General features: G+C 59.7%; 21 protein-coding genes. 17 read left to right on the forward strand and 4 right to left on the reverse strand.

Going from position 1 to position 21,391, the window contains the following annotated elements:
- Window positions 1-14: 14 nt before the first annotated feature.
- The gene (locus GVN17_RS17140; RefSeq protein WP_166596444.1) at window positions 15-989 is read right to left on the reverse strand and encodes a KpsF/GutQ family sugar-phosphate isomerase; all 975 of its coding nucleotides are present in this window, start codon (window positions 987-989) and stop codon (window positions 15-17) included.
- A gap of 315 nt (window positions 990-1,304) precedes the next feature.
- On the opposite strand from GVN17_RS17140, the gene GVN17_RS17145 reads away from it, so the two are divergent.
- The 10 genes from GVN17_RS17145 (at window position 1,305) to hisC (ending at window position 9,314) form a co-directional block, all read left to right on the forward strand.
- On the forward strand, window positions 1,305-2,114 hold the full coding sequence (locus tag GVN17_RS17145; RefSeq protein WP_166596445.1) for an ATP-binding cassette domain-containing protein: 810 nt from the start codon (window positions 1,305-1,307) through the stop codon (window positions 2,112-2,114).
- Complete coding sequence (gene mlaE, locus GVN17_RS17150; protein ID WP_166596446.1) at window positions 2,114-2,911, forward strand: lipid asymmetry maintenance ABC transporter permease subunit MlaE; 798 nt, start codon at window positions 2,114-2,116, stop codon at window positions 2,909-2,911. Before GVN17_RS17145 ends, mlaE begins: the two co-directional genes overlap by 1 nt.
- Window positions 2,911-3,378: an outer membrane lipid asymmetry maintenance protein MlaD gene (gene mlaD / locus GVN17_RS17155; protein WP_166596447.1), complete on the forward strand. Its 468-nt coding sequence runs from the start codon at window positions 2,911-2,913 to the stop codon at window positions 3,376-3,378. Before mlaE ends, mlaD begins: the two co-directional genes overlap by 1 nt.
- A gap of 11 nt (window positions 3,379-3,389) precedes the next feature.
- A complete protein-coding gene (locus tag GVN17_RS17160; protein WP_166596448.1) occupies window positions 3,390-4,037 on the forward strand; it encodes a phospholipid-binding protein MlaC in 648 nt (215 codons plus the stop codon).
- Window positions 4,034-4,339 carry a lipid asymmetry maintenance protein MlaB gene (locus GVN17_RS17165; protein WP_166596449.1) on the forward strand — a complete coding sequence of 102 codons (306 nt, stop codon included), beginning with the start codon at window positions 4,034-4,036 and terminating at the stop codon, window positions 4,337-4,339. Before GVN17_RS17160 ends, GVN17_RS17165 begins: the two co-directional genes overlap by 4 nt.
- Window positions 4,340-4,453: 114 nt before the next feature.
- Window positions 4,454-4,693, forward strand: a complete 240-nt coding sequence (locus tag GVN17_RS17170) for a BolA family protein (RefSeq protein WP_062384295.1) — start codon at window positions 4,454-4,456, stop codon at window positions 4,691-4,693.
- A gap of 23 nt (window positions 4,694-4,716) precedes the next feature.
- Window positions 4,717-5,982: a UDP-N-acetylglucosamine 1-carboxyvinyltransferase gene (murA, locus tag GVN17_RS17175; RefSeq protein WP_166596450.1), complete on the forward strand. Its 1,266-nt coding sequence runs from the start codon at window positions 4,717-4,719 to the stop codon at window positions 5,980-5,982.
- Window positions 5,983-6,147: 165 nt separating this feature from the next.
- Window positions 6,148-6,783 carry an ATP phosphoribosyltransferase gene (gene hisG, locus GVN17_RS17180; protein ID WP_166596451.1) on the forward strand — a complete coding sequence of 212 codons (636 nt, stop codon included), beginning with the start codon at window positions 6,148-6,150 and terminating at the stop codon, window positions 6,781-6,783.
- 147 nt (window positions 6,784-6,930) lie between these two features.
- On the forward strand, window positions 6,931-8,259 hold the full coding sequence (gene hisD / locus GVN17_RS17185; RefSeq protein WP_166596452.1) for a histidinol dehydrogenase: 1,329 nt from the start codon (window positions 6,931-6,933) through the stop codon (window positions 8,257-8,259).
- Window positions 8,260-8,261: 2 nt separating this feature from the next.
- The gene (gene hisC / locus GVN17_RS17190; RefSeq protein ID WP_166596453.1) at window positions 8,262-9,314 is read left to right on the forward strand and encodes a histidinol-phosphate transaminase; all 1,053 of its coding nucleotides are present in this window, start codon (window positions 8,262-8,264) and stop codon (window positions 9,312-9,314) included.
- A gap of 187 nt (window positions 9,315-9,501) precedes the next feature.
- Here hisC and algW read toward each other — a convergent pair whose 3' ends face one another.
- Entirely contained in the window at window positions 9,502-10,662 is a 1,161-nt protein-coding gene (gene algW, locus GVN17_RS17195) for a Do family serine endopeptidase AlgW (protein ID WP_166596454.1), read from the reverse strand.
- A 101-nt stretch (window positions 10,663-10,763) separates the two neighbouring features.
- On the opposite strand from algW, the gene GVN17_RS17200 reads away from it, so the two are divergent.
- From GVN17_RS17200 to cysN, 3 genes are all read left to right on the forward strand, one after another.
- On the forward strand, window positions 10,764-11,522 hold the full coding sequence (locus tag GVN17_RS17200) for a Nif3-like dinuclear metal center hexameric protein (RefSeq protein WP_166596455.1): 759 nt from the start codon (window positions 10,764-10,766) through the stop codon (window positions 11,520-11,522).
- Between the two features lie 142 nt (window positions 11,523-11,664).
- Entirely contained in the window at window positions 11,665-12,582 is a 918-nt protein-coding gene (gene cysD, locus GVN17_RS17205) for a sulfate adenylyltransferase subunit CysD (protein ID WP_062384278.1), read from the forward strand.
- A 9-nt stretch (window positions 12,583-12,591) separates the two neighbouring features.
- The gene (gene cysN, locus GVN17_RS17210; RefSeq protein WP_166596456.1) at window positions 12,592-14,490 is read left to right on the forward strand and encodes a sulfate adenylyltransferase subunit CysN; all 1,899 of its coding nucleotides are present in this window, start codon (window positions 12,592-12,594) and stop codon (window positions 14,488-14,490) included.
- A gap of 544 nt (window positions 14,491-15,034) precedes the next feature.
- Here the strand turns inward: cysN and GVN17_RS17215 are convergent.
- The gene (locus GVN17_RS17215; RefSeq protein WP_166596457.1) at window positions 15,035-15,472 is read right to left on the reverse strand and encodes a ZapG family protein; all 438 of its coding nucleotides are present in this window, start codon (window positions 15,470-15,472) and stop codon (window positions 15,035-15,037) included.
- Window positions 15,473-15,617: 145 nt separating this feature from the next.
- Between GVN17_RS17215 and GVN17_RS17220 the strand changes: the two genes are divergently transcribed.
- The 3 genes from GVN17_RS17220 to zapE all read left to right on the forward strand — a co-directional run bounded on the left by GVN17_RS17220 (window position 15,618) and on the right by zapE (window position 18,781).
- Window positions 15,618-16,247: an alpha/beta hydrolase gene (locus tag GVN17_RS17220; RefSeq protein ID WP_166596458.1), complete on the forward strand. Its 630-nt coding sequence runs from the start codon at window positions 15,618-15,620 to the stop codon at window positions 16,245-16,247.
- A 28-nt stretch (window positions 16,248-16,275) separates the two neighbouring features.
- Window positions 16,276-17,625 (forward strand): tryptophan--tRNA ligase, encoded by a 1,350-nt coding sequence (locus GVN17_RS17225; protein WP_166596459.1) that lies wholly within the window; start codon window positions 16,276-16,278, stop codon window positions 17,623-17,625.
- Window positions 17,626-17,686: 61 nt separating this feature from the next.
- On the forward strand, window positions 17,687-18,781 hold the full coding sequence (gene zapE / locus GVN17_RS17230; RefSeq protein WP_166596460.1) for a cell division protein ZapE: 1,095 nt from the start codon (window positions 17,687-17,689) through the stop codon (window positions 18,779-18,781).
- Window positions 18,782-18,955: 174 nt separating this feature from the next.
- Here zapE and GVN17_RS17235 read toward each other — a convergent pair whose 3' ends face one another.
- A complete protein-coding gene (locus tag GVN17_RS17235; RefSeq protein ID WP_178115740.1) occupies window positions 18,956-19,852 on the reverse strand; it encodes a GlxA family transcriptional regulator in 897 nt (298 codons plus the stop codon).
- 245 nt (window positions 19,853-20,097) lie between these two features.
- On the opposite strand from GVN17_RS17235, the gene GVN17_RS17240 reads away from it, so the two are divergent.
- Window positions 20,098-21,234, forward strand: coding sequence for an acyl-CoA dehydrogenase family protein (locus GVN17_RS17240; RefSeq protein WP_166596462.1), 1,137 nt, complete (start codon window positions 20,098-20,100; stop codon window positions 21,232-21,234).
- The last annotated feature ends 157 nt before the right edge of the window (window positions 21,235-21,391 follow it).

Genomic DNA, 21,391 nt, shown 5'->3' on the forward strand with positions numbered 1-21,391 from the left:
TTGTCGGCGCTCATTTACATCACTCCCGCACGCAGCAGATCCTGAAGGTTGAACGCACCCACCGGGTAGTCGTTCCCGTCGACAACGATCAGCGCACTGATCTTGTTGTCTTCCATGATTTTCAGCGCTTCGGCTGCCAGCATGTCGGCACGGACGGTTTTACCGTGAACGGTCATGACGTCATCGATGGTCGCTTGGCGGATGTCGATGTCGCGGTCCAGGGTCCGGCGCAAATCGCCGTCGGTGAAGATCCCTGCCAGTCGGCCATCGGCTTCGACAATGGCGGTCATGCCCAGGCCCTTGCGGGTCATTTCCATCAGCGAATCACGCAATGGCGTGCCGCGGGCGACTTTCGGAAGTTCGGCCTCAGTGTGCATGACGTGCTCGACCTTGAGCAGCAGGCGGCGACCCAGCGCGCCACCGGGGTGCGAGAATGCGAAATCTTCAGCCGTGAAACCGCGCGCATCCAGCAGGGCCACGGCCAGCGCATCGCCCATGACCAATGCAGCGGTGGTCGAGGAGGTGGGCGCCAGGTTGAGTGGACAGGCTTCTTTTTCGACTCGGGCATTGAGGTTGACGTCCGCCGCCTTCGCCAGCGTCGACTCGGGGTTGCCGGTCAGGCTGATGAGCTTGATGCCCAGGCGTTTGATCAAGGGCAACAGCGTCACGATCTCTGCGGTGGTGCCCGAGTTGGACAGCGCGAGAATGATGTCCGCGCTGGTGATCATGCCCATGTCACCGTGGCTGGCTTCGGCAGGATGGACGAAGAACGACGGGGTGCCTGTGCTGGCCAGTGTGGCCGCGATCTTTTTGCCAATGTGGCCGGACTTGCCCATCCCGACCACGACCACGCGGCCCTGGCTCGCGAGAATCATCTCGCAAGCGCTTACGAAATCCGCATCGATATGTGCCAGCAGACCTTCGACGGCCTCGATTTCGAGGCGGATGGTGCACTGGGCAGATTGAATCAGGTCGCGGGCGTTGGTCATGTCAAGAATAGGGTCGGTCGGGTGAAAAGGCGGGGATTATAGCGACAATGTTGAAAACCCTCACGCTTCATCGTCGCTGTTTGTTTAATAGAAGCTTGCGGTCCGTCAGTTCTCGTTCAGCAAAGGTGTGTTGGCGGTGCAGGAAAATTCCTCCGGGTCTGAAATATCTGTCCCTATTAACGACTTGCCGTGTTGGAGCTTTGGCGGCGTTCGACAGCGGTGTTATAGTTCGCCGCTTGTTCGGCCCCTCCAGACAGTGTGTCGTTCGTCAAGGACGCGGCATCTGAGAGACAGGCTGTATCGCAAGGAGTTTAGATGAGCGCCGATAACGCCTACGCGGTCGAATTGAAGGGAGTGTCCTTCAAGCGCGGCTCGCGCAGCATCTTCAATAATGTCGATATCCGCATTCCCCGGGGCAAAGTCACCGGCATCATGGGGCCGTCGGGCAGTGGCAAGACCACTTTGCTGCGCCTGATGGGCGCACAACTGCGTCCGAGCAGCGGCGAAGTCTGGGTCAATGGCCAGAACCTGCCGAAGCTGTCACGCAGCGATCTCTTCGATGCGCGCAAGCAGATGGGCGTGCTGTTCCAGAGTGGCGCGCTGTTTACCGACCTCGATGTCTTCGAGAACGTTGCGTTCCCGCTCCGAGTGCACACCAAGCTACCAGAAGACATGATTCGCGACATCGTGCTGCTCAAACTGCAGGCGGTCGGGCTGCGCGGCGCCGTCGAGTTGATGCCCGATGAGCTGTCTGGCGGCATGAAGCGTCGGGTCGCGCTGGCCCGGGCAATTGCGCTCGATCCTCAGATTCTCATGTACGACGAGCCCTTTGTCGGGCAGGACCCGATTGCCATGGGCGTCCTGGTGCGCCTGATCCGCCTGCTCAACGATGCATTGGGCATCACCAGTGTGGTGGTCTCTCACGACCTGGCCGAGACGGCGAGTATCGCTGACTATCTCTATGTCGTCGGTGACGGGCAGGTGCTGGGGCAAGGTACGCCGCAGGAACTGATGCAGTCGGATAACCCGCGCATTCGGCAATTCATGACAGGGGATCCAGACGGCCCCGTGCCTTTCCACTATCCGGCACCGGATTATCGCGAAGATCTTTTGGGGAAGCGCTGATGCGCAGAAAGTCATTGATGGATCGTGTTCGCCTGATGGGGCGCTCCGCGATCGATATTGTTGCAGTGTTGGGGCGTTCGGGGATTTTTCTGGTTCATGCCTTGTTGGGGCGAGGCGGAATCGGCGGCGGTTTTCAATTGTTGGTTCGCCAGTTGTATTCGGTCGGTGTCATGTCGCTGGCGATCATCGTCGTGTCCGGCATTTTCATCGGCATGGTGCTCGCGCTGCAGGGGTTCAGCATTCTCGCCAAGTACGGTTCCGAACAGGCCGTGGGGCAGATGGTTGCCTTGACGTTGCTGCGTGAGCTGGGCCCGGTCGTCACAGCGTTGCTGTTTGCTGGCCGTGCGGGTTCAGCGTTGACCGCCGAAATCGGCAACATGAAGTCCACAGAGCAGTTGTCCAGCCTGGAAATGATCGGCGTCGATCCGCTGAAATACATTGCCGCGCCTCGCTTGTGGGCCGGTTTCATTTCGTTGCCGGTGTTGGCCATCATCTTCAGCGTGGTCGGCATCTGGGGCGGCTCATGGGTCGCCGTTGACTGGCTGGGCGTCTATGAAGGCTCCTTCTGGGCGAATATGCAGAACAGCGTTTCCTTCCCGAACGATGTAATCAACGGTGTCATCAAAAGCGTCGTCTTCGCCTTTGTGGTCACCTGGATCGCCGTGTTCCAAGGTTATGACTGCGAACCCACTTCAGAGGGGATCAGTCGCGCCACGACCAAGACCGTGGTCTACGCCTCATTGGCCGTACTGGGCCTGGACTTTATTTTGACCGCCTTGATGTTTGGAGACTTCTGATGCAAAACCGCACCCTCGAAACCGGTGTCGGCCTGTTCCTGCTGGCCGGAATTCTGGCTTTGCTCTTGCTCGCCCTGCGCGTCAGCGGTCTGAGCGCCAGCACGACCAACGACAGTTATAAACTTTATGCAAATTTCGACAATATCGCCGGTTTGACTGTCAGAGCGAAGGTGACCATGGCCGGTGTGACTATCGGCAAGGTCACTGCAATCGATCTGGACCACGATACTTTCGCGGCGCGCGTGACCATGGACGTGGATAAGCGGGTGAACAACCTGCCTTCGGACTCCACTGCGTCCATCCTGACCGCTGGCTTGCTGGGCGAGAAATACGTCGGCATCAGCGTGGGTGGTGATGACCAGTTGTTGAAGGATGGCGGCACGATTCATGACACCCAGTCGTCGCTGGTACTCGAAGACCTGATCGGTAAATTCCTGCTTAATACGGTCAATAAAGACGCCAAATGAGGAAGCTGTTCATGATCTCTAACTTGCGACGTGGCCTGTTGGTACTGCTTGCAGCGCTGCCCTTGATCGCCAATGCGGCGGGCTCCGCGCACGATCTGGTGCAGGACACGACCAACAAGATGCTGGCCGACCTGAGTGCCAATAAAGAAAAGTACAAGCAGGACCCCAGCGCGTTTTATAGCGCGCTGAACACCATCGTGGGCCCGGTGGTCGATGCCGAAGGTATTTCCAGGAGCATCATGACCGTCAAGTATTCGCGCAACGCTACGCCAGCGCAGATGCAAACCTTCGCGGACAATTTCAAAAGGGGGTTGTTTCAGTTCTACGGCAATGCCCTGCTGGAATACAACAACCAAGGTATCGCGGTTGACCCGCCGAAAGATGAGTCAGGTGATCGGACCAGCGTCGGTATGACCGTCAAGGGCACCAACGGCGCGGTTTATCCCGTGCAGTACACACTGGAGAAGGTCGGCGGCGAATGGAAGTTGCGTAACGTGATCATCAACGGCATCAACATTGGCAAGCTGTTCCGGGATCAGTTCGCTGACGCCATGCAGCGCAACGGCAACAATCTGGACAAGACCATCAACGGTTGGGCTGGTGAAGTCGCCAAGGCCAAGCAGGAGACCGAAAACTCGCCTGACAAGGTCGTCAAATGAGTGATGCATGTGTCACCGCCGTCGGTGGCGGCGAACTGAAGCTGTTCGGTGTGCTGGACTACCGCACCGGCCCGGCCCTGCGCGAGCAAGGTGCCGAGCTGATCAAAGCCAGCGATGCGCCGACACTGGTGCTGGATTGCTCGGCGGTGGAAAAATCCAGCAGCGTGGGCCTGGCCTTGCTGCTGGCGTTCATGCGCGATGGGCAGGCGGCCGGCAAAACGGTGAGCGTGCGTGCATTGCCTGAAGATATGAGAGAGATTGCACAGGTATCGGGTCTGACCGAACTGTTCGAACAACACTGAAGGCTGTCGTCGATCAAGCCCCTCGTCCGGCACCTGCACAGCAGGGTTCGCAACGAGAGGGCTTTTTTGTATGATGGCCGACCCGCGCGCGTAGAGCGCCGATTGAGGTTAAGCATGCAGGCCGTAGAAGTTAAAAGCTTCCTTGAAGGTAAGCTGCCAGAGATCCAGGTCGAAGTTGAAGGCGAAGGCTGCAACTTCCAGTTGAACGTGATCAGCGATGAACTGGCTACACTGAGTCCAGTCAAGCGCCAGCAGCAGATCTACACGCATTTGAACCCGTGGATCGCCGATGGCAGCATCCACGCGGTCACCATGAAATTCTTCAGCCGCGCTGCATGGGCCGAGCGCACCTGAGCCAAACTGGCGTCGAGATCCTAATGGACAAACTGATTATTACTGGCGGCGTTCGTCTTGATGGCGAAATCCGCATTTCCGGGGCGAAGAACTCTGCCCTGCCGATTCTTGCTGCAACGCTGCTGGCCGATGGGCCAGTCACCGTTCAGAACCTGCCGCACCTGCACGACATCACCACCATGATCGAGTTGTTCGGTCGCATGGGCATCGAGCCGATCATTGACGAGAAGCTCAGCGTCGAGATCGATCCTCGCACCATCAAGACCCTGATCGCGCCCTACGAACTGGTGAAAACCATGCGTGCGTCGATTCTGGTGCTGGGCCCGATGGTTGCCCGTTTTGGCGAGGCCGAGGTGGCGCTGCCAGGCGGTTGCGCCATCGGTTCGCGTCCGGTTGACCTGCACATCCGCGGCCTCGAAGCCATGGGTGCGGTCATTGAAGTCGAAGGCGGCTACATCAAGGCCAAGGCGCCTGAAGGCGGCTTGCGTGGTGCCCACTTCTTCTTCGATACCGTCAGCGTGACCGGTACCGAGAACATAATGATGGCCGCTGCCCTGGCCCGTGGCCGCAGCGTGCTGCAAAACGCCGCTCGCGAGCCTGAAGTCGTCGACCTGGCAAACTTCATCAACGCTATGGGCGGCAAGGTCTCCGGCGCTGGCACCGATACAATCACCATCGATGGCGTCGAGCGTCTGGGCAAGGCGACCTATCGCGTCATGCCTGACCGTATCGAAACCGGCACCTACCTGGTCGCCGCTGCCGTGACCGGTGGCCGCGTCAAGGTCAAGGACACCGATCCGACCATTCTCGAAGCTGTTCTTGAAAAGCTGCGTGAGTCCGGTGCTGAAATCACGACCGGTGCCGACTGGATCGAGCTGAACATGCATGGCAAGCGTCCGAAGGCCGTGAACCTGCGCACCGCGCCGTATCCGGCATTCCCGACCGACATGCAAGCGCAGTTTATTTCGCTGAACGCCATTGCCGAAGGCACGGGCGCGATCATCGAGACCATCTTCGAAAACCGCTTCATGCACGTGTATGAAATGCACCGCATGGGCGCGCAGATCCAGGTCGAAGGCAATACCGCCATCGTCACCGGCTGCGAGAAACTCAAAGGCGCGCCTGTGATGGCGACCGACCTGCGTGCTTCGGCCAGCCTCGTGCTGTCGGCGCTGGTGGCCGAGGGCGATACGCTGATCGACCGCATCTACCACATAGACCGTGGTTACGAGTGCATCGAAGAGAAGCTGCAAATGCTGGGCGCGAAAATCCGTCGCGTACCGGGCTAGCAGTCCTCGGGGTTCCGTTGCCCGGACTCACCGGGCAACGGGGCCGCCGTTTGAAAGTTTGACCTTTTGAATCGTTTCACTTCGAGTCCAGCTGTCGCGACTCGAAGGTTGCCGGGCGCCCATTGCGACCCGACATGCGCATGCTGATAAGGACTGACGTTTCCCATGTTGACCATCGCACTGTCCAAGGGCCGAATCCTTGACGACACCCTGCCGCTTCTCGCTGCTGCGGGCATCGTGCCGACCGAGAATCCGGACAAGAGCCGCAAGCTGATCATTCCTACGACGCAGGACGATGTGCGCCTGTTGATCGTACGCGCGACGGACGTGCCGACCTACGTTGAGCATGGTGCGGCAGACCTGGGTGTGGCGGGCAAGGACGTTCTGATGGAATACGGCGGCCAGGGGCTTTATGAGCCGCTGGACCTGCAAATCGCCCAGTGCAAGCTGATGACTGCAGGTGCTGTCGGCGCGGGCGAGCCCAAAGGCCGTCTGCGTGTGGCGACCAAGTTCGTCAACGTCGCCAAGCGTTACTACGCCGAGCAGGGCCGTCAGGTCGACATCATCAAGCTGTACGGCTCGATGGAGCTGGCGCCGCTGGTGGGTCTGGCCGACAAGATCATCGATGTCGTCGACACCGGCAATACGCTGCGTGCCAACGGCCTTGAGCCTCAGGAACTGATTGCCCATATCAGTTCACGTCTGGTGGTCAACAAGGCATCGATGAAGATGCAACACGCCTGCATCCAGTCGCTGATCGACACACTTCGTACTGCAGTGGAGTCGCGACACCGCGGCTGACTGTTTCGCGTGACGTTACACAACGTCGCGCCCAGCTATCCGTGTCATAGCCAAATTTCTCAGGTGCCTGCGCGGATGGCTTGGTAGCTTAGGCTCCTGCCTTCGCATCAGGCTCCTGTGAAAACGCCATTTATAGAGGCTCACGCTATGACCACTTCTAACACCATTCGCCGACTCGACGCTGCTGACCCGGATTTCGCTCGACATCTGGATCATCTGCTGAGCTGGGAAAGCGTGTCTGACGATTCGGTCAATCAGCGTGTGCTGGACATCATCAAGAACGTGCGCGAGCGCGGCGATGCGGCATTGGTGGAATACACCCAGCGTTTCGACGGGTTGGAAGTGGCGTCCATGGCTGACCTCATCCTGCCTCGCGAGCGACTGGAACTGGCGCTGACCCGCATTACCCCCGCTCAACGCCAGGCGCTGGAGAAAGCCGCTGACCGCGTGCGCAATTACCACGAGCGTCAGAAGCAGGACTCCTGGAGCTACACCGAGGCCGACGGCACCGTGCTGGGCCAGAAAGTGACGCCACTGGACCGCGCCGGTCTTTACGTGCCAGGCGGCAAGGCGTCCTACCCGTCCTCGGTGTTGATGAACGCGATTCCGGCGAAAGTGGCGGGCGTCGGTGAAGTGGTGATGGTCGTGCCCACCCCTCGTGGAGAGATCAACGAACTGGTATTGGCGGCGGCCTGCATCGCCGGTGTGGACCGCGTGTTCACCATCGGCGGCGCCCAGGCAGTCGCGGCACTGGCTTACGGCACCGAAAGCGTTCCGCAGGTGGACAAGGTGGTCGGTCCCGGCAACATCTATGTCGCCACGGCCAAGCGCCATGTATTCGGCCAGGTCGGCATCGACATGATTGCCGGCCCTTCGGAAATCCTCGTGGTGTGCGACGGTCAGACCGATCCGGACTGGATCGCCATGGACCTGTTCTCCCAAGCTGAACACGACGAGGACGCTCAGGCGATTCTGGTCAGCCCGGACGAGGCATTTCTCGACCAGGTCGCTGCCAGCATCGCAAAACTGATGCCGACCATGGAGCGGGCGGAAATTATCAACACCTCGATCAACGGCCGGGGCGCACTGATCAAAGTGGCTGACATGGCTCAGGCCATCGAAGTTGCCAACCGCATCGCGCCGGAACACTTGGAGCTGTCGGTGGCAGACCCTGAAGCCTGGCTGCCGCAGATCCGTCACGCAGGCGCCATCTTCATGGGCCGCCACACCTCCGAAGCGTTGGGCGATTACTGCGCGGGGCCAAACCACGTCTTGCCGACCTCCGGCACTGCGCGGTTTTCGTCGCCACTGGGCGTCTACGACTTTCAGAAACGCTCCTCGATCATCTTCTGCTCGGAGCAGGGCGCATCGGAATTGGGCAAGACCGCTTCGGTGCTGGCGCGGGGTGAGTCGCTGACCGCCCACGCCCGCAGCGCCGAATACCGGATCGTCGACAACCAACAAGAAGGCAAGTGAGCATGAGCAAGTTCTGGAGTCCTCTCGTTCGCGACCTCGTGCCTTACGTGCCGGGCGAACAACCCAAGCTGACCAAGCTGGTGAAGCTGAACACCAACGAAAACCCCTACGGCCCGTCGCCCAAAGCGATTGAAGCGATGCGTGCCGAAGTCAACGACGACCTGCGTCTGTATCCCGATCCGAACGGCGACCTGCTGAAGCAATCGGTTGCCCGTTATTACGGCGTGGAGACGAACCGCGTCTTCCTCGGCAATGGCTCCGATGAGGTGCTGGCCCACGCGTATCACGCGTTCTTTCTGCAAGAGAAGCCGCTGCTGTTCCCGGACATCAGCTACAGCTTCTACCCGGTGTACTGCGGCCTGTATGGCGTCGAGTACGAGGCCGTGCCATTGGACGAGCAGTTCCAGATTCGCGTCGAAGACTACGCCCGTCCGAATGGCGGGATTATCTTCCCGAACCCCAACGCCCCGACGGGCTGCCTGATGCCTCTAGACGCTGTCGAAAGCATCCTGAAAGCCAGCCCGGATTCGGTGGTGATCGTCGATGAGGCGTATATCGACTTCGGCGGCGAAACGGCCATCACTCTGGTGGACCGTTATCCGAACCTGCTGGTAACCCAGACCTTGTCCAAATCCCGCTCGCTGGCGGGCCTGCGGGTCGGTCTGGCAGTGGGGCATCCGGACTTGATCGAAGCGCTGGAGCGGGTGAAGAACAGCTTCAATTCCTACCCGCTGGATCGCATGGCTATCGTTGGCGCGGCGGCTGCGTTCGATGATCGGGAATACTTCGAGAAGACCTGCAATCTGGTCATTGCCAGTCGCGAGAAGCTGATTGGGCAGCTGGAAGGCAAAGGGTTTGAAGTACTGCCATCGGCGGCGAACTTCATCTTCGCCCGTCACCCGAAACACGACGCGGCGGGCCTTGCGGCCAAGGTGCGTGAGCAGGGCGTAATCGTTCGTCACTTCAAGCAAGAACGTATCGCGCAGTTCCTGCGTATTTCAATCGGCACGCCTGAGCAGAATCAGGCGCTGATTGATGCGTTGGGCGATCTCTAAGCAGCCCAGTCCTTCGGAGTTCCGCAATTGGAGGCCGAGCACCAGGCCACTGTGGGAGCGAATTTATTCGCGAAAGATGGTTCAGGCGAAGTAGATGTGTCGCCTGCGCCGGCCTCTCGCGAATGAATTCGCTCCCACAGGTTTGTTCACCGCCCGCCCATTCAACCAGGCGGGCGATGCTCCGGGATCACTCGTCAGCCGCAGGCGGCGGTGTCTGTGGCGGACGCAACCCTACCTCAGCCATCAGCTTCAATTCCTTCCCGTTGCGCATCACCTGAATCGCAATCTTCTCGGAAGGCTTGGTCCGCGCCACCTGATTCATCGACTTGCGACCATCGCCCGCAGGTTCGCCGTTGATGCTCAAGATCACGTCGCCCAATTGCAGACCGGCTTTCTGCGCAGGCCCGTCGCGGAAAATCCCGGCGACGACGATGCCCGGACGGTCTTTCAAACCGAAGGACTCTGCCAGTTCCTGAGTCAGCGGCTGCACTTCGATGCCCAACCAGCCACGAATCACCTGGCCGTGCTCGATGATCGACTTCATGACCTCCAGCGCCAGCTTGGTCGGAATCGCGAAGCCAATGCCCTGCGAACCGCCCGACTTGGAGAAGATCGCCGTGTTGATCCCGGTCAGATTGCCGTTGGCGTCCACCAGCGCGCCGCCGGAGTTGCCGGGGTTGATGGCCGCGTCGGTCTGAATGAAATCTTCGTAGGTGTTAAGCCCCAACTGATTACGGCCCGTGGCGCTGATGATGCCCATGGTCACGGTCTGGCCGACGCCGAACGGGTTACCAATGGCCAGCGCGACGTCACCGATACGAATGCTGTCGGAACTGCCTAGGGTAATGGAGGGCAGGTTTTTCAGGTCGATCTTCAGCACCGCGAGGTCAGTTTCCGGGTCGCTGCCAATCACGCGAGCGATGGTTTCCCGGCCGTCCTTCAGCGCCACGACAATCTGGTCAGCGCCAGAAGTCACGTGGTTGTTGGTCAGCAGATAGCCCTCGGGGCTCATGATCACCGCCGACCCCAGACTCGACTCCATTCGGCGCTGCTTGGGCAGGTTATCGCCGAAGAAGCGGCGGAACTGAGGGTCTTCGAACAGCGGATGATTCGGTTTGTTGTTGACCATCTTGGTCGTGTACAGGTTGGCCACGGCCGGGGCCGCGCTGCTCACGGCGTCGGCGTAAGACACCGGGCCCTGTTGAATGAACGCGGTCTGTGGCGCCTGTTGCAGGTTGACGTCCTGACTGGGCAGGCCGACCCACTGGGGGTAGCGCTGGATAATCAATAAAGCGATAAGCACACCAGCGAGCAATGGCCAGCCGAGAAAACGCAGCGCTTTGAACATTGAGCAAGGTCCTGAGGGTAGATACGCAGCTTACCTGCGCCATAATGGCGGGCATTATACGAGGACCGGGACGGTCTGAACTGCAAATTTAGGAGACTTTTATGGCTGTTTCTCTGAGCACTCTCGTCGAGGAGGCCGACCGCTATCTGGGCAGCGCCCGGGTTCAGGATTATTGCCCCAACGGTCTGCAGGTCGAGGGGCGCCCACAGGTCACCCGAATCGTCTCCGGTGTGACGGCCAGCCAGGCACTGCTTGATGCTGCGGTCGAGGCGAATGCCGACCTGGTACTGGTGCATCACGGTTATTTCTGGAAAGGCGAAAACCCGTGCATCACCGGCATGAAGCAACGGCGCCTCAAGACCCTGCTCAAGCACGACATCGGCTTGCTGGCCTATCACCTGCCGCTGGATTTGCATGCCGAGGTGGGCAATAACGTGCAATTGGCGCGGCAGCTGGACATTACGGTGGAGGGGCCGCTGGATCCGGACAATCCCCGCATCGTCGGGTTGGTAGGTTCGCTGTCCGAGCCCATGACCCCACGGGATTTTGCCCACCGCGTGCAAAGTACGCTGGGCCGGGAACCCCTCCTTATAGAAGGCAGCAAAATGATTCGGCGCGTCGGTTGGTGCACGGGAGGCGGGCAGGGCTATATCGATCAGGCCGTTCTGGCGGGTGTCGATCTGTACTTGAGCGGTGAGGCCTCAGAGCAGACTTTCCACAGCGCGCGGGAAAACGACATCAGCTTCATCGCTGCAGGGCACCACGCCACCGAGCGTTATGGCGTGCAGGCCTTGGGTGATTACCTGGCGCGGCGTTTCGCGTTGGAGCATTTGTTCATCGATTGCCCGAATCCAATCTGATGAATCAACCGAATCCCGAGCTATATGGTTAGACCGTTTCGATCTATAGGGGTCGCTGATTAGAATCGGGCCTCATGATAAAGTGCCTCGCTCGACAGAGCCCGCAGGCTCTCCACACAAGTACGTTATCCCGTGAGTAACCATGGTCGACAAACTGACGCATCTGAAACAGCTGGAGGCGGAAAGCATCCACATCATCCGCGAGGTCGCCGCCGAGTTCGATAACCCGGTGATGCTGTACTCGATCGGCAAGGACTCCGCCGTGATGCTGCACCTGGCGCGCAAGGCGTTCTTTCCGGGCAAGCTGCCGTTCCCGGTGATGCACGTCGACACGCGGTGGAAATTCCAGGAAATGTACCGCTTCCGCGACAAGATGGTCGAGGAGATGGGCCTTGAGCTCATCACCCACATCAACCCGGAAGGCGTGGCGCAGGACATCAACCCGTTCACCCACGGCAGCTCCAAGCACACCGACATCATGAAAACCCAAGGCCTGAAACAGGCGCTGGACAAGCACGGCTTCGACGCCGCCTTCGGTGGCGCCCGCCGCGACGAAGAAAAATCCCGCGCCAAGGAGCGCGTGTATTCCTTCCGCGACAGCAAGCACCGCTGGGACCCGAAAAACCAGCGCCCCGAGCTGTGGAACGTCTACAACGGCAACGTCAACAAAGGCGAATCGATCCGCGTGTTCCCGCTCTCCAACTGGACCGAGCTGGACATCTGGCAGTACATCTATCTGGAAGGCATCCCGATCGTCCCGCTGTACTTCGCAGCCGAGCGTGAAGTCATCGAGAAGAACGGCACCCTGATCATGATCGACGACGACCGCATCCTTGAGCACCTCACCGACGAGGAAAAAGCGCGCATCGTCAAAAAGAAAGTGCGTTTCCGCACCCTGGGCTGCTACCCGTTGACGGGCGCTGTCGAGTCGGAAGCCGAGACCCTGACGGACATCATTCAGGAAATGCTCCTGACGCGAACTTCCGAGCGCCAAGGCCGAGTCATCGACCACGATGGTGCGGGCTCGATGGAAGATAAAAAACGTCAAGGTTATTTCTAAGGGGTTGTCATGTCGCATCAATCTGATTTGATCAGCGAGGACATCCTCGCCTACCTGGGCCAGCACGAACGTAAAGAGATGCTGCGCTTCCTGACCTGTGGCAACGTCGACGACGGCAAGAGCACGCTGATCGGCCGTCTGCTGCACGACTCCAAGATGATCTACGAAGATCATCTGGAAGCCATCACCCGTGATTCCAAGAAGTCCGGCACCACCGGCGATGACGTCGACCTGGCGCTGCTGGTGGACGGTCTGCAAGCCGAGCGTGAGCAGGGCATCACCATCGACGTTGCGTATCGCTACTTCTCGACGTCGAAGCGCAAGTTCATCATTGCCGACACTCCCGGCCATGAGCAGTACACCCGCAACATGGCCACCGGTGCGTCCACCTGTGACCTGGCGATCATCCTGGTCGACGCCCGTTATGGCGTGCAGACCCAGACCCGCCGCCACAGCTACATTGCATCGCTGCTGGGCATCAAGCACATCGTGGTTGCCATCAACAAGATGGACCTCAATGGCTTCGACGAAACGATCTTCGAGCAGATCAAGGCCGATTACCTGAAGTTTGCCGACCGTATCGCGCTCAAGCCGACCACCATGGAATTCGTTCCGATGTCGGCGCTCAAGGGCGACAACGTCGTGAACAAGAGCGACCGCTCGCCGTGGTACACCGGCAAGTCGCTGATGGAAATCCTCGAAACGGTCGAGATCGCGGGCGACCGCAACCTCGACGATCTGCGCTTCCCGGTGCAGTACGTCAACCGCCCGAACCTGAACTTCCGTGGCTTCGCCGGTACGCTGGCCAGCGGCATCGTGCGCAAAGGCGACGACATTGTCGTGCTGCCGTCGGGCAAGACCAGCCGCGTGAAATCCATCGTCACCTTCGAAGGTGAACTGGAGCACGCAGGCCCGGGTCAGGCCGTGACCCTGACTATGGAAGACGAAATCGACATCTCCCGGGGCGACCTGTTGGTGCACGCCGACAACGTTCCGCAAGTGGCTGACGCCTTCGACGCCATGCTGGTGTGGATGGCCGAAGAGCCGATGCTGCCGGGCAAGAAATACGACATCAAGCGCGCCACGTCCTACGTGCCGGGTTCGATTGCCAGCATCACCCACCGGGTCGATGTGAACACGCTGGAAGAGGGCCCTGCCAGCGCGCTGCAGCTGAACGAAATCGGCCGCGTGAAGATCAGCCTCGACGCGCCCATCGCGCTGGACGGCTACGACAGCAACCGCACCACCGGCGCGTTCATTGTCATCGACCGTTTGACCAACGGCACCGTCGCGGCAGGCATGATCATCGCCAAGCCGGGCACAGGCGGTCATGGCAGTCATCACGGCGCGCTGGCTCACGTCTCGGTCGAAGAGCGCGCTCAGCGTTTTGGTCAGAAGCCGGCTACCGTGCTGTTCAGCGGCTTGTCGGGCGCGGGCAAGAGCACGCTGGCCTACGCCGTGGAGCGCAAGCTGTTCGACATGGGCCGTGCGGTGTTTGTCCTCGACGGCCAGAACCTGCGCCACGACCTGAACAAAGGTCTGCCGCAGGACCGCGCCGGTCGTACCGAGAACTGGCGTCGTGCCGCCCACGTAGCGCGCCAGTTCAACGAAGCGGGCCTGCTGACCCTGGCAGCGTTCGTGGCGCCGGATGCAGCAGGTCGTTCGAACGCCAAGGCGCTGATCGGCGATGATCGTCTGATCACCGTCTACGTTCAGGCGTCGCCTCAGGTGTGTCGCGAACGCGACCCGCAAGGTCTCTACGCGGCGGACAAGGACAACATCCCGGGTGAGTCCTTCCCGTACGACGTGCCGCTGGATGCCGATCTGGTGATCGACACCCAAACGCTGAACGTCGAAGACAGCGTCAAGCAAGTGCTGGACCTGCTGCGGGCACGCGGCGCGATCTAAGCGTTGTTCGATTCACAAAAGACCCGCCAGCGATGGCGGGTCTTTTGTTCGAGTCATTCCAGGTGCAACGCATTCCACCTGTAGGAGCGAATTCATTCGCGAGCGGTGGCGCATCCGACAGAAATTGATCGGATGTACTGGCGTCTCGCGAATGAATTCGCTCCCACAGGAGACCGCGCAAACCCGCTTCCACTGTCCGGATCAACGACGATCACAACGCCAACCGCGAAGGCGATCGCCCCTCACACCGCTGATCAAACGTGTGCTTCTCGCACAGCTGTTCCCACTTCGTCTCATACTCCCGTTGCTCTGTGATGTAGCAATCCCTGACGCAATCTGCTGAAACGCAACCTGTCAGCGCGACGCATGCCGCGACTGTTTTGATGATGTCCATGAGCCCTCCCGAAAAACGGGGGCGAGCTTAGGGGTTATTGCGAAACGTCGGAACCGGCCGGGTCCGGTAAATGCGTAAGGCATTTCCGAAAGCCCACAAAAAAGCCCGCCCCTGATCACCTCAGGGGCGGGCTCGTGATTGCAGACTCGCTTACTTTTTCAGACCGTAATGCTCGTCCAGCATGCCCGGCGTGTTCGGCGCTTTTGGCGCGTAGTCACGTGGAGGCTCTGCGGCAGTGCGCGGCGGTGTCAGGCGGTCGCGAGGCGCTTGCAGTGCATCCGGGTGCAGCGCAGCGAGCAGGCGTTGACGGGTGATGTCGTCGGTGGCCAGACGGTTCGCGCCTTCGGCCAAATGTTCCTGAACATCCTGATAGCTCTGGGACAGCTTTTGCACCAGGTTAGCCGTGCTGTTGAAGTGGGTGACCACCTCGTTCTGATACGTGTCGAAACGCTCCTGAACGTCATCCAGCTGGCGCTGAGTGCTGTTAGGCGCGGCATTGGGCAGCGCACGCGCCACGAAGAAACCGATGGCGACACCAACGATCAGGGCGATAGTCGGCAGCAACCAAACTAAGAGCGAGTAATCCACGAGTCCTTCCTCTATAAACGGCTTTGCTTTACGTTAACGGCTCGAACCTGCGCTGTATAGCGGCGACGCGTCGCCGACATGCCAGCCACAGACAATCAGCTAGACGAGTCGACCCAATTGAAGGTCACGGAGTTCATTCTTGCTCATGCGTGAAACCCCTGTATTCATCGACGGCCCGGTGGGCCAACTCGAAGCCCTGTACCTTGATCTGGAAGGGGCCAAGGGCCTGGCGCTGATCTGCCATCCTAACCCGGTTCAGGGCGGCACGATGCTCAACAAAGTCATCTCGACTCTGCAACGTACCGCCCGCGACGCGGGATACATTACCTTGCGTTTCAATTATCGGGGTGTTGGCGCCAGCGCTGGCAGTTCGGACATGGGGCAGGGCGAAGTCGATGATGCTGAAGCCGCTGCCACCTGGTTTCGCGAAAAACATCCGGACCTGCCCATGACGCTGTTCGGGTTTTCCTTCGGCGGTTTCGTCGCGGCCACCCTCGGCGGGCGTCTCGAAGCCAAGGGTGAAACCTTGAATCACCTGTTCATGGTTGCGCCTGCTGTCATGCGCATTGCCGACCCGAGCGCCCTCCCGCAAAAAGGGCCACTGACCCTGATTCAGCCGGAAACCGATGAAGTGGTTGACCCACAACTCGTATATGCCTGGTCTGACGCACTCTCGCGCCCCCATGAGCTGCTGAAAGTGGCAGAATGCGGACACTTTTTCCACGGCAAGCTGACCGACCTCAAGGATCTGGTCCTGCCGCGCCTTTCGAACTGATTGCTGCACCCAGAATAAGCGACCCGCCATGACCACTCGTATCTTGACCGGAATCACCACCACCGGTACGCCCCACTTGGGCAACTACGCCGGAGCCATTCGCCCGGCCATTGTCGCCAGCCGCCAGAGCGACGCTGATTCGTTCTATTTCCTGGCCGACTACCACGCCCTGATCAAATGTGATGACCCGCTGCGCATCCAGCGCTCGCGCCTGGAAATCGCCGCGACCTGGCTGGCGGCCGGTCTGGATGTCGATCGAGTGACCTTCTATCGCCAGTCCGACATCCCGGAAATCCCGGAACTGACCTGGCTGCTGACCTGCGTGGCGGGTAAAGGCCTGCTCAACCGCGCCCATGCTTACAAAGCGTCGGTGGACAAGAACGTCGAAGCCGGTGAAGACCCGGATGCGGGCATCACCATGGGCTTGTTCAGCTACCCGGTGTTGATGGCGGCCGACATCCTGATGTTCAACGCGCATCAAGTGCCTGTGGGGCGCGACCAGATTCAGCACGTTGAAATGGCCCGCGACATCGGCCAGCGTTTCAACCACCTGTTCGGCCAGGGCAAAGAGTTCTTCGTCATGCCGGAAGCGCTGATCGAGGAAAGCGTGGCGACACTGCCAGGCCTCGACGGTCGCAAGATGTCGAAGAGCTACGACAACACCATTCCGCTGTTCAGCAACGCGAAGGAGATGAAGGACGCGATCTCGCGCATCGTCACCGACTCGCGCCTGCCAGGCGAAGCCAAGGACCCGGACAACTCGCACCTGTTCACCTTGTACCAGGCGTTCGCCAGCAAGGCCCAGAGCGACGAATTCCGTGCCGACCTGCTGCAAGGTCTGGGCTGGGGCGACGCCAAGCAGCGTCTGTTCCAGTTGCTCGACAGCGAGCTGGGCGAGGCCCGTGAGAACTACCATCGTCTGATTGAACGCCCGGCGGATCTGGAAGACATTCTGTTGGCCGGTGCTCAGAAGGCTCGTCGTATTGCTACGCCGTTCCTGGGCGAACTGCGCGAAGCGGTGGGCTTGCGTTCCTTCCGCGAGACCACGCAAACCGTTGCCGCGACCAAGAAGAAAGCCAGCAAGGGCGCACGCTTCGTCAGTTTCCGTGAAGACGACGGCAGCTTCCGTTTCCGCCTGTTGGCCGCCGATGGCGAGCAACTGCTGCTGTCGCGCAATTTTGCAGACGGCAAGGCTGCGGGCGCGGTGACCAAACAGCTGCAACAAGGCGGCGCGCTGGACATTCGGACAGAAGGCAACGGCTTCACGGTGTGGCTGGAAGGGGCATGTGTCGCCGACAGTCCGACCTTTGCTGACGCCACTGCCCGCGACGCTGCGGTCGAGAGCCTGAAACTGGCCCTGACGCCACAACAGGATTAATTGCCATTACAGCGGGCCATCGCTACAGTGGCGGCCCGTTTTTGCTCCCTAGCTAAAGACCATGACGCCCCTAGAAAGCTACCAGAACGACCTTAAAAAGCCCGAATTCTTCCACGATGCCGCTCAGGAAAACGCTGTGCGCCATCTGCAGCGTCTGTACGACGATCTGGTCGCAGCACATGAAAACAAGCCTGGCCTGTTCGGCAAGCTGTTCGGCAAGAAAGAAGTCACGGTGATCAAGGGCCTGTATTTCTGGGGCGGCGTAGGCCGTGGCAAGACGTACCTGGTCGACACCTTTTTCGAAGCGCTGCCGTTTCAAGACAAGATGCGCACGCACTTTCACCGCTTCATGAAGCGTGTGCACGAAGAAATGAAGAACCTCAAGGGTGAGAAGAACCCGCTGACGCTGATCGCCAAGCAGTTCGCGGGCGAGGCTCGGGTCATCTGCTTCGACGAATTCTTCGTCTCCGACATCACCGACGCCATGATCCTCGGCACGCTGATGGAAGAGCTGTTCAAGAACGGCGTAACGCTGGTGGCCACCTCGAACATCGTGCCGGACGGTCTTTATAAGGACGGTCTGCAACGTGCGCGTTTCCTGCCTGCCATCGCGCTGATCAAGCAGAACACCGACATCGTCAACGTCGACAGCGGCGTGGACTATCGTCTGCGTCACCTGGAGCAGGCCGAGCTGTTTCACTTCCCGTTGAACGAGGCGGCCCAGGACAGCATGCGCAAAAGCTTCCGCGCGCTGACCCCGGAATGCACCAAGGCCATTGAAAACGATGTGTTGATCATCGAAAACCGCCAGATCAAAGCGTTGCGCACCTGCGATGACGTGGCCTGGTTCGACTTCCGTGAGCTGTGCGACGGCCCGCGTAGCCAGAACGACTACATCGAACTCGGCAAGATCTTCCACGCCGTGCTGCTCAGTGGTGTGGAGCAGATGAGCGTCACCACCGACGACATCGCTCGCCGCTTCATCAACATGGTCGACGAGTTCTACGACCGCAACGTCAAGTTGATCATTTCGGCCGAAGTCGAGCTGAAAGACCTCTACACCGGCGGACGCCTGAATTTCGAATTCCAGCGCACGCTGAGCCGGTTGCTGGAAATGCAGTCCCACGAGTTTTTGTCGCGCGCACATAAACCTTAGAAGCAGCTGCGAGTTTTGAGCTGCAAGCTGCAAGAGGGCGCGGTGATTCTTCTGTAATCTTCTGTCATGCCGACGGTAGCGATTTTCGGACGCTACCGTCGATTGGCCGGACAGATTCGGCGAACCCACTGCTGATCCCTCTTGCAGCTTGAAGCTCGCAGCTTGAAGCTGCTCTTAGGCCGCCTGCTGGAACTGCTGCCGATACTGATTTGGCGACAGCTCGGTATGTTGCCGGAACAGCCGTGCGAAGAAGCTCGCGTCGTCGTAGCCGACTTCATAGCTGATGGTTTTGATGCTTTTGCGCGAGCCCGACAGCAGGCCTTTCGCCGTTTCGATGCGCAGGCGTTGCAGGTAGTGCAGCGGCTTGTCGCCGGTAGCGGTCTGGAAGCGGCGCATGAAGTTGCGAATGCTCATGCCGTGTTCCCGCGCCACGTCTTCGAAACGGAATTTGTCGGCGAAATGCTCTTCGAGCCAGTGCTGGATTTGCAGGATGATCACGTCCTGGTGCAGCTTCTGCCCGCCAAACCCCATCCGACCCGGTGAGTAGCTGCGCTGCACTTCGTACAGAATGTCGCGGGCCACGGTCTGTGCCACGTTGGCGCCGCAGAAGCGCTCGATCAGATAGATGTACAGATCGCACGCCGAAATCGTGCCGCCTGCGCAATACAGGTTGTCGGCGTCGGTCAGGTGCTTTTCCTGATTGAGCAGGACGTTCGGGAAACGCTCGGCGAACTCATTGAAGAAACGCCAGTAGGTGGTGGCCTCCTTGCCATCCAGCAGGCCAGATTCAGCCAGCCAGAACACACCGCTGGCTTCACCGCACAGCACGGCGCCCCGGGCATGTTGCCCCCGAAGCCACGGCAAAATCTGCGGGTAGCGAGCGCGCAAGGTGTCGAAATTGTCGACGAAGGCGGGGAGGATGATGATGTCGGCGTTTTCGAGCGCGCCGTCCACGGGCAACACGACTTCACTGAAGCTGCGCACCTGTTGCCCGTCGGGGCTGACGAGGCGGGTTTCAAACGCGGCTTTGAGGCCCTGGCCCAGCTGTTTGCCGTAGCGCAGGCTGGCCAGATGGAAGAAGTCCTTGGCCTGGGTCAGTGTGGAGGCGAAGATCCCGTCGATCGCGAGGATGCTGACGCGCCGCAACGGCACGTTTTGTTGAATAGACATAATCTGTTGTTCTTATATGGGAAAGTGGTCAAGCAACGGCGTGATCGTCTTATTTTTTGTCGGATGTGTCCAGTGTCGTCGTCAATCGACACGGCATACGCTCTCGCAGCAACCCTGTCCGACAATCCCTCACGCCAAGGTGTCCCATGCTTCCAAGAACGCTCTTCAGCTCCGAGCATGAGCTTTTCCGCGACAGCGTCCGCAGGTTTCTGGAACAGGAAGCCGCGCCGTTTCACGCGCAATGGGAGAAGCAAGGACACATTGACCGCACGCTCTGGAACCGCGCGGGAGAGCAGGGCATGTTGTGCTCGCACCTGCCTGAGGAATACGGCGGCATGGCCGCTGACTTTCTCTACACCACGGTCGTGATCGAAGAAATCTACCGACTCGGCCTGACCGGCATCGGATTTTCCCTGCATTCGGACATCGTCGCGCCCTATCTCCTGCATTACGGCAGCGAGGCGCTGAAGCAGAAATATTTACCGAAGATGGTCTCGGGCGAGATCGTAACGGCCATCGCGATGACCGAACCGGGCGCGGGCTCTGACCTGCAAGGGGTGAAGACTACGGCGGTGCTGGACGGCGACGAGTACGTCATCAACGGCTCCAAGACCTTCATCACCAATGGTTTTCTCGCGGACCTGGTGATCGTCGTCGCCAAAACCGATCCCAAAGCGGGTGCGAAGGGCACCAGCCTGTTTCTGGTGGAGGCGGGCACGCCAGGCTTCGAGAAGGGCAAGCGCCTGGAAAAAGTCGGCATGAAGGCTCAGGACACGTCGGAGCTGTTCTTTCAGGACGTCCGCGTGCCCAAGGAAAATCTGCTGGGCCAGTCGGGAATGGGCTTCGCGTACCTGATGCAGGAGTTGCCCCAAGAGCGCCTGACCGTGGCCATTGGCGCGATTGCCTCGGCCGAGGCGGCGTTGCAGTGGACGCTGGACTACACCCGTGAGCGCAAGGCGTTCGGACAGGCGATTGCCGATTTTCAGAACACCCGATTCAAGCTGGCGGAAATCGCCACCGAAGTGCAGATCGGCCGGGTCTTCGTTGATCGCTGTTTGGAATTGCACCTGGGAGGCAAGCTGGATGTCCCTACGGCGGCAATGGCCAAGTACTGGGCGACAGACCTGCAGTGCAAGGTGCTCGACGAATGCGTGCAGCTGCATGGCGGTTACGGCTTCATGTGGGAATACCCGATTGCACGGGCGTGGGCGGATGCGCGGGTGCAGCGGATTTACGCCGGAACCAACGAGATCATGAAGGAGATCATTGCGAGGTCTTTGTAACTGCGGGGTAAGCGGGCTCGGGTGGAACGGTTGCTGTGAAACCCTGTGGGAGCGAATTCATTCGCGATTCGGTGGTACATCCAACAGATGAGTATCGGATGAACAGGCCTCTCGCGAATGAATTCGCTCCCACAGTGGTTAGTCAGCGTCTGCGAGT

Origin of the sequence: Pseudomonas sp. SLFW (assembly GCF_009905615.1) — a bacterium.
GTDB lineage: Bacteria > Pseudomonadota > Gammaproteobacteria > Pseudomonadales > Pseudomonadaceae > Aquipseudomonas > Aquipseudomonas bambusae.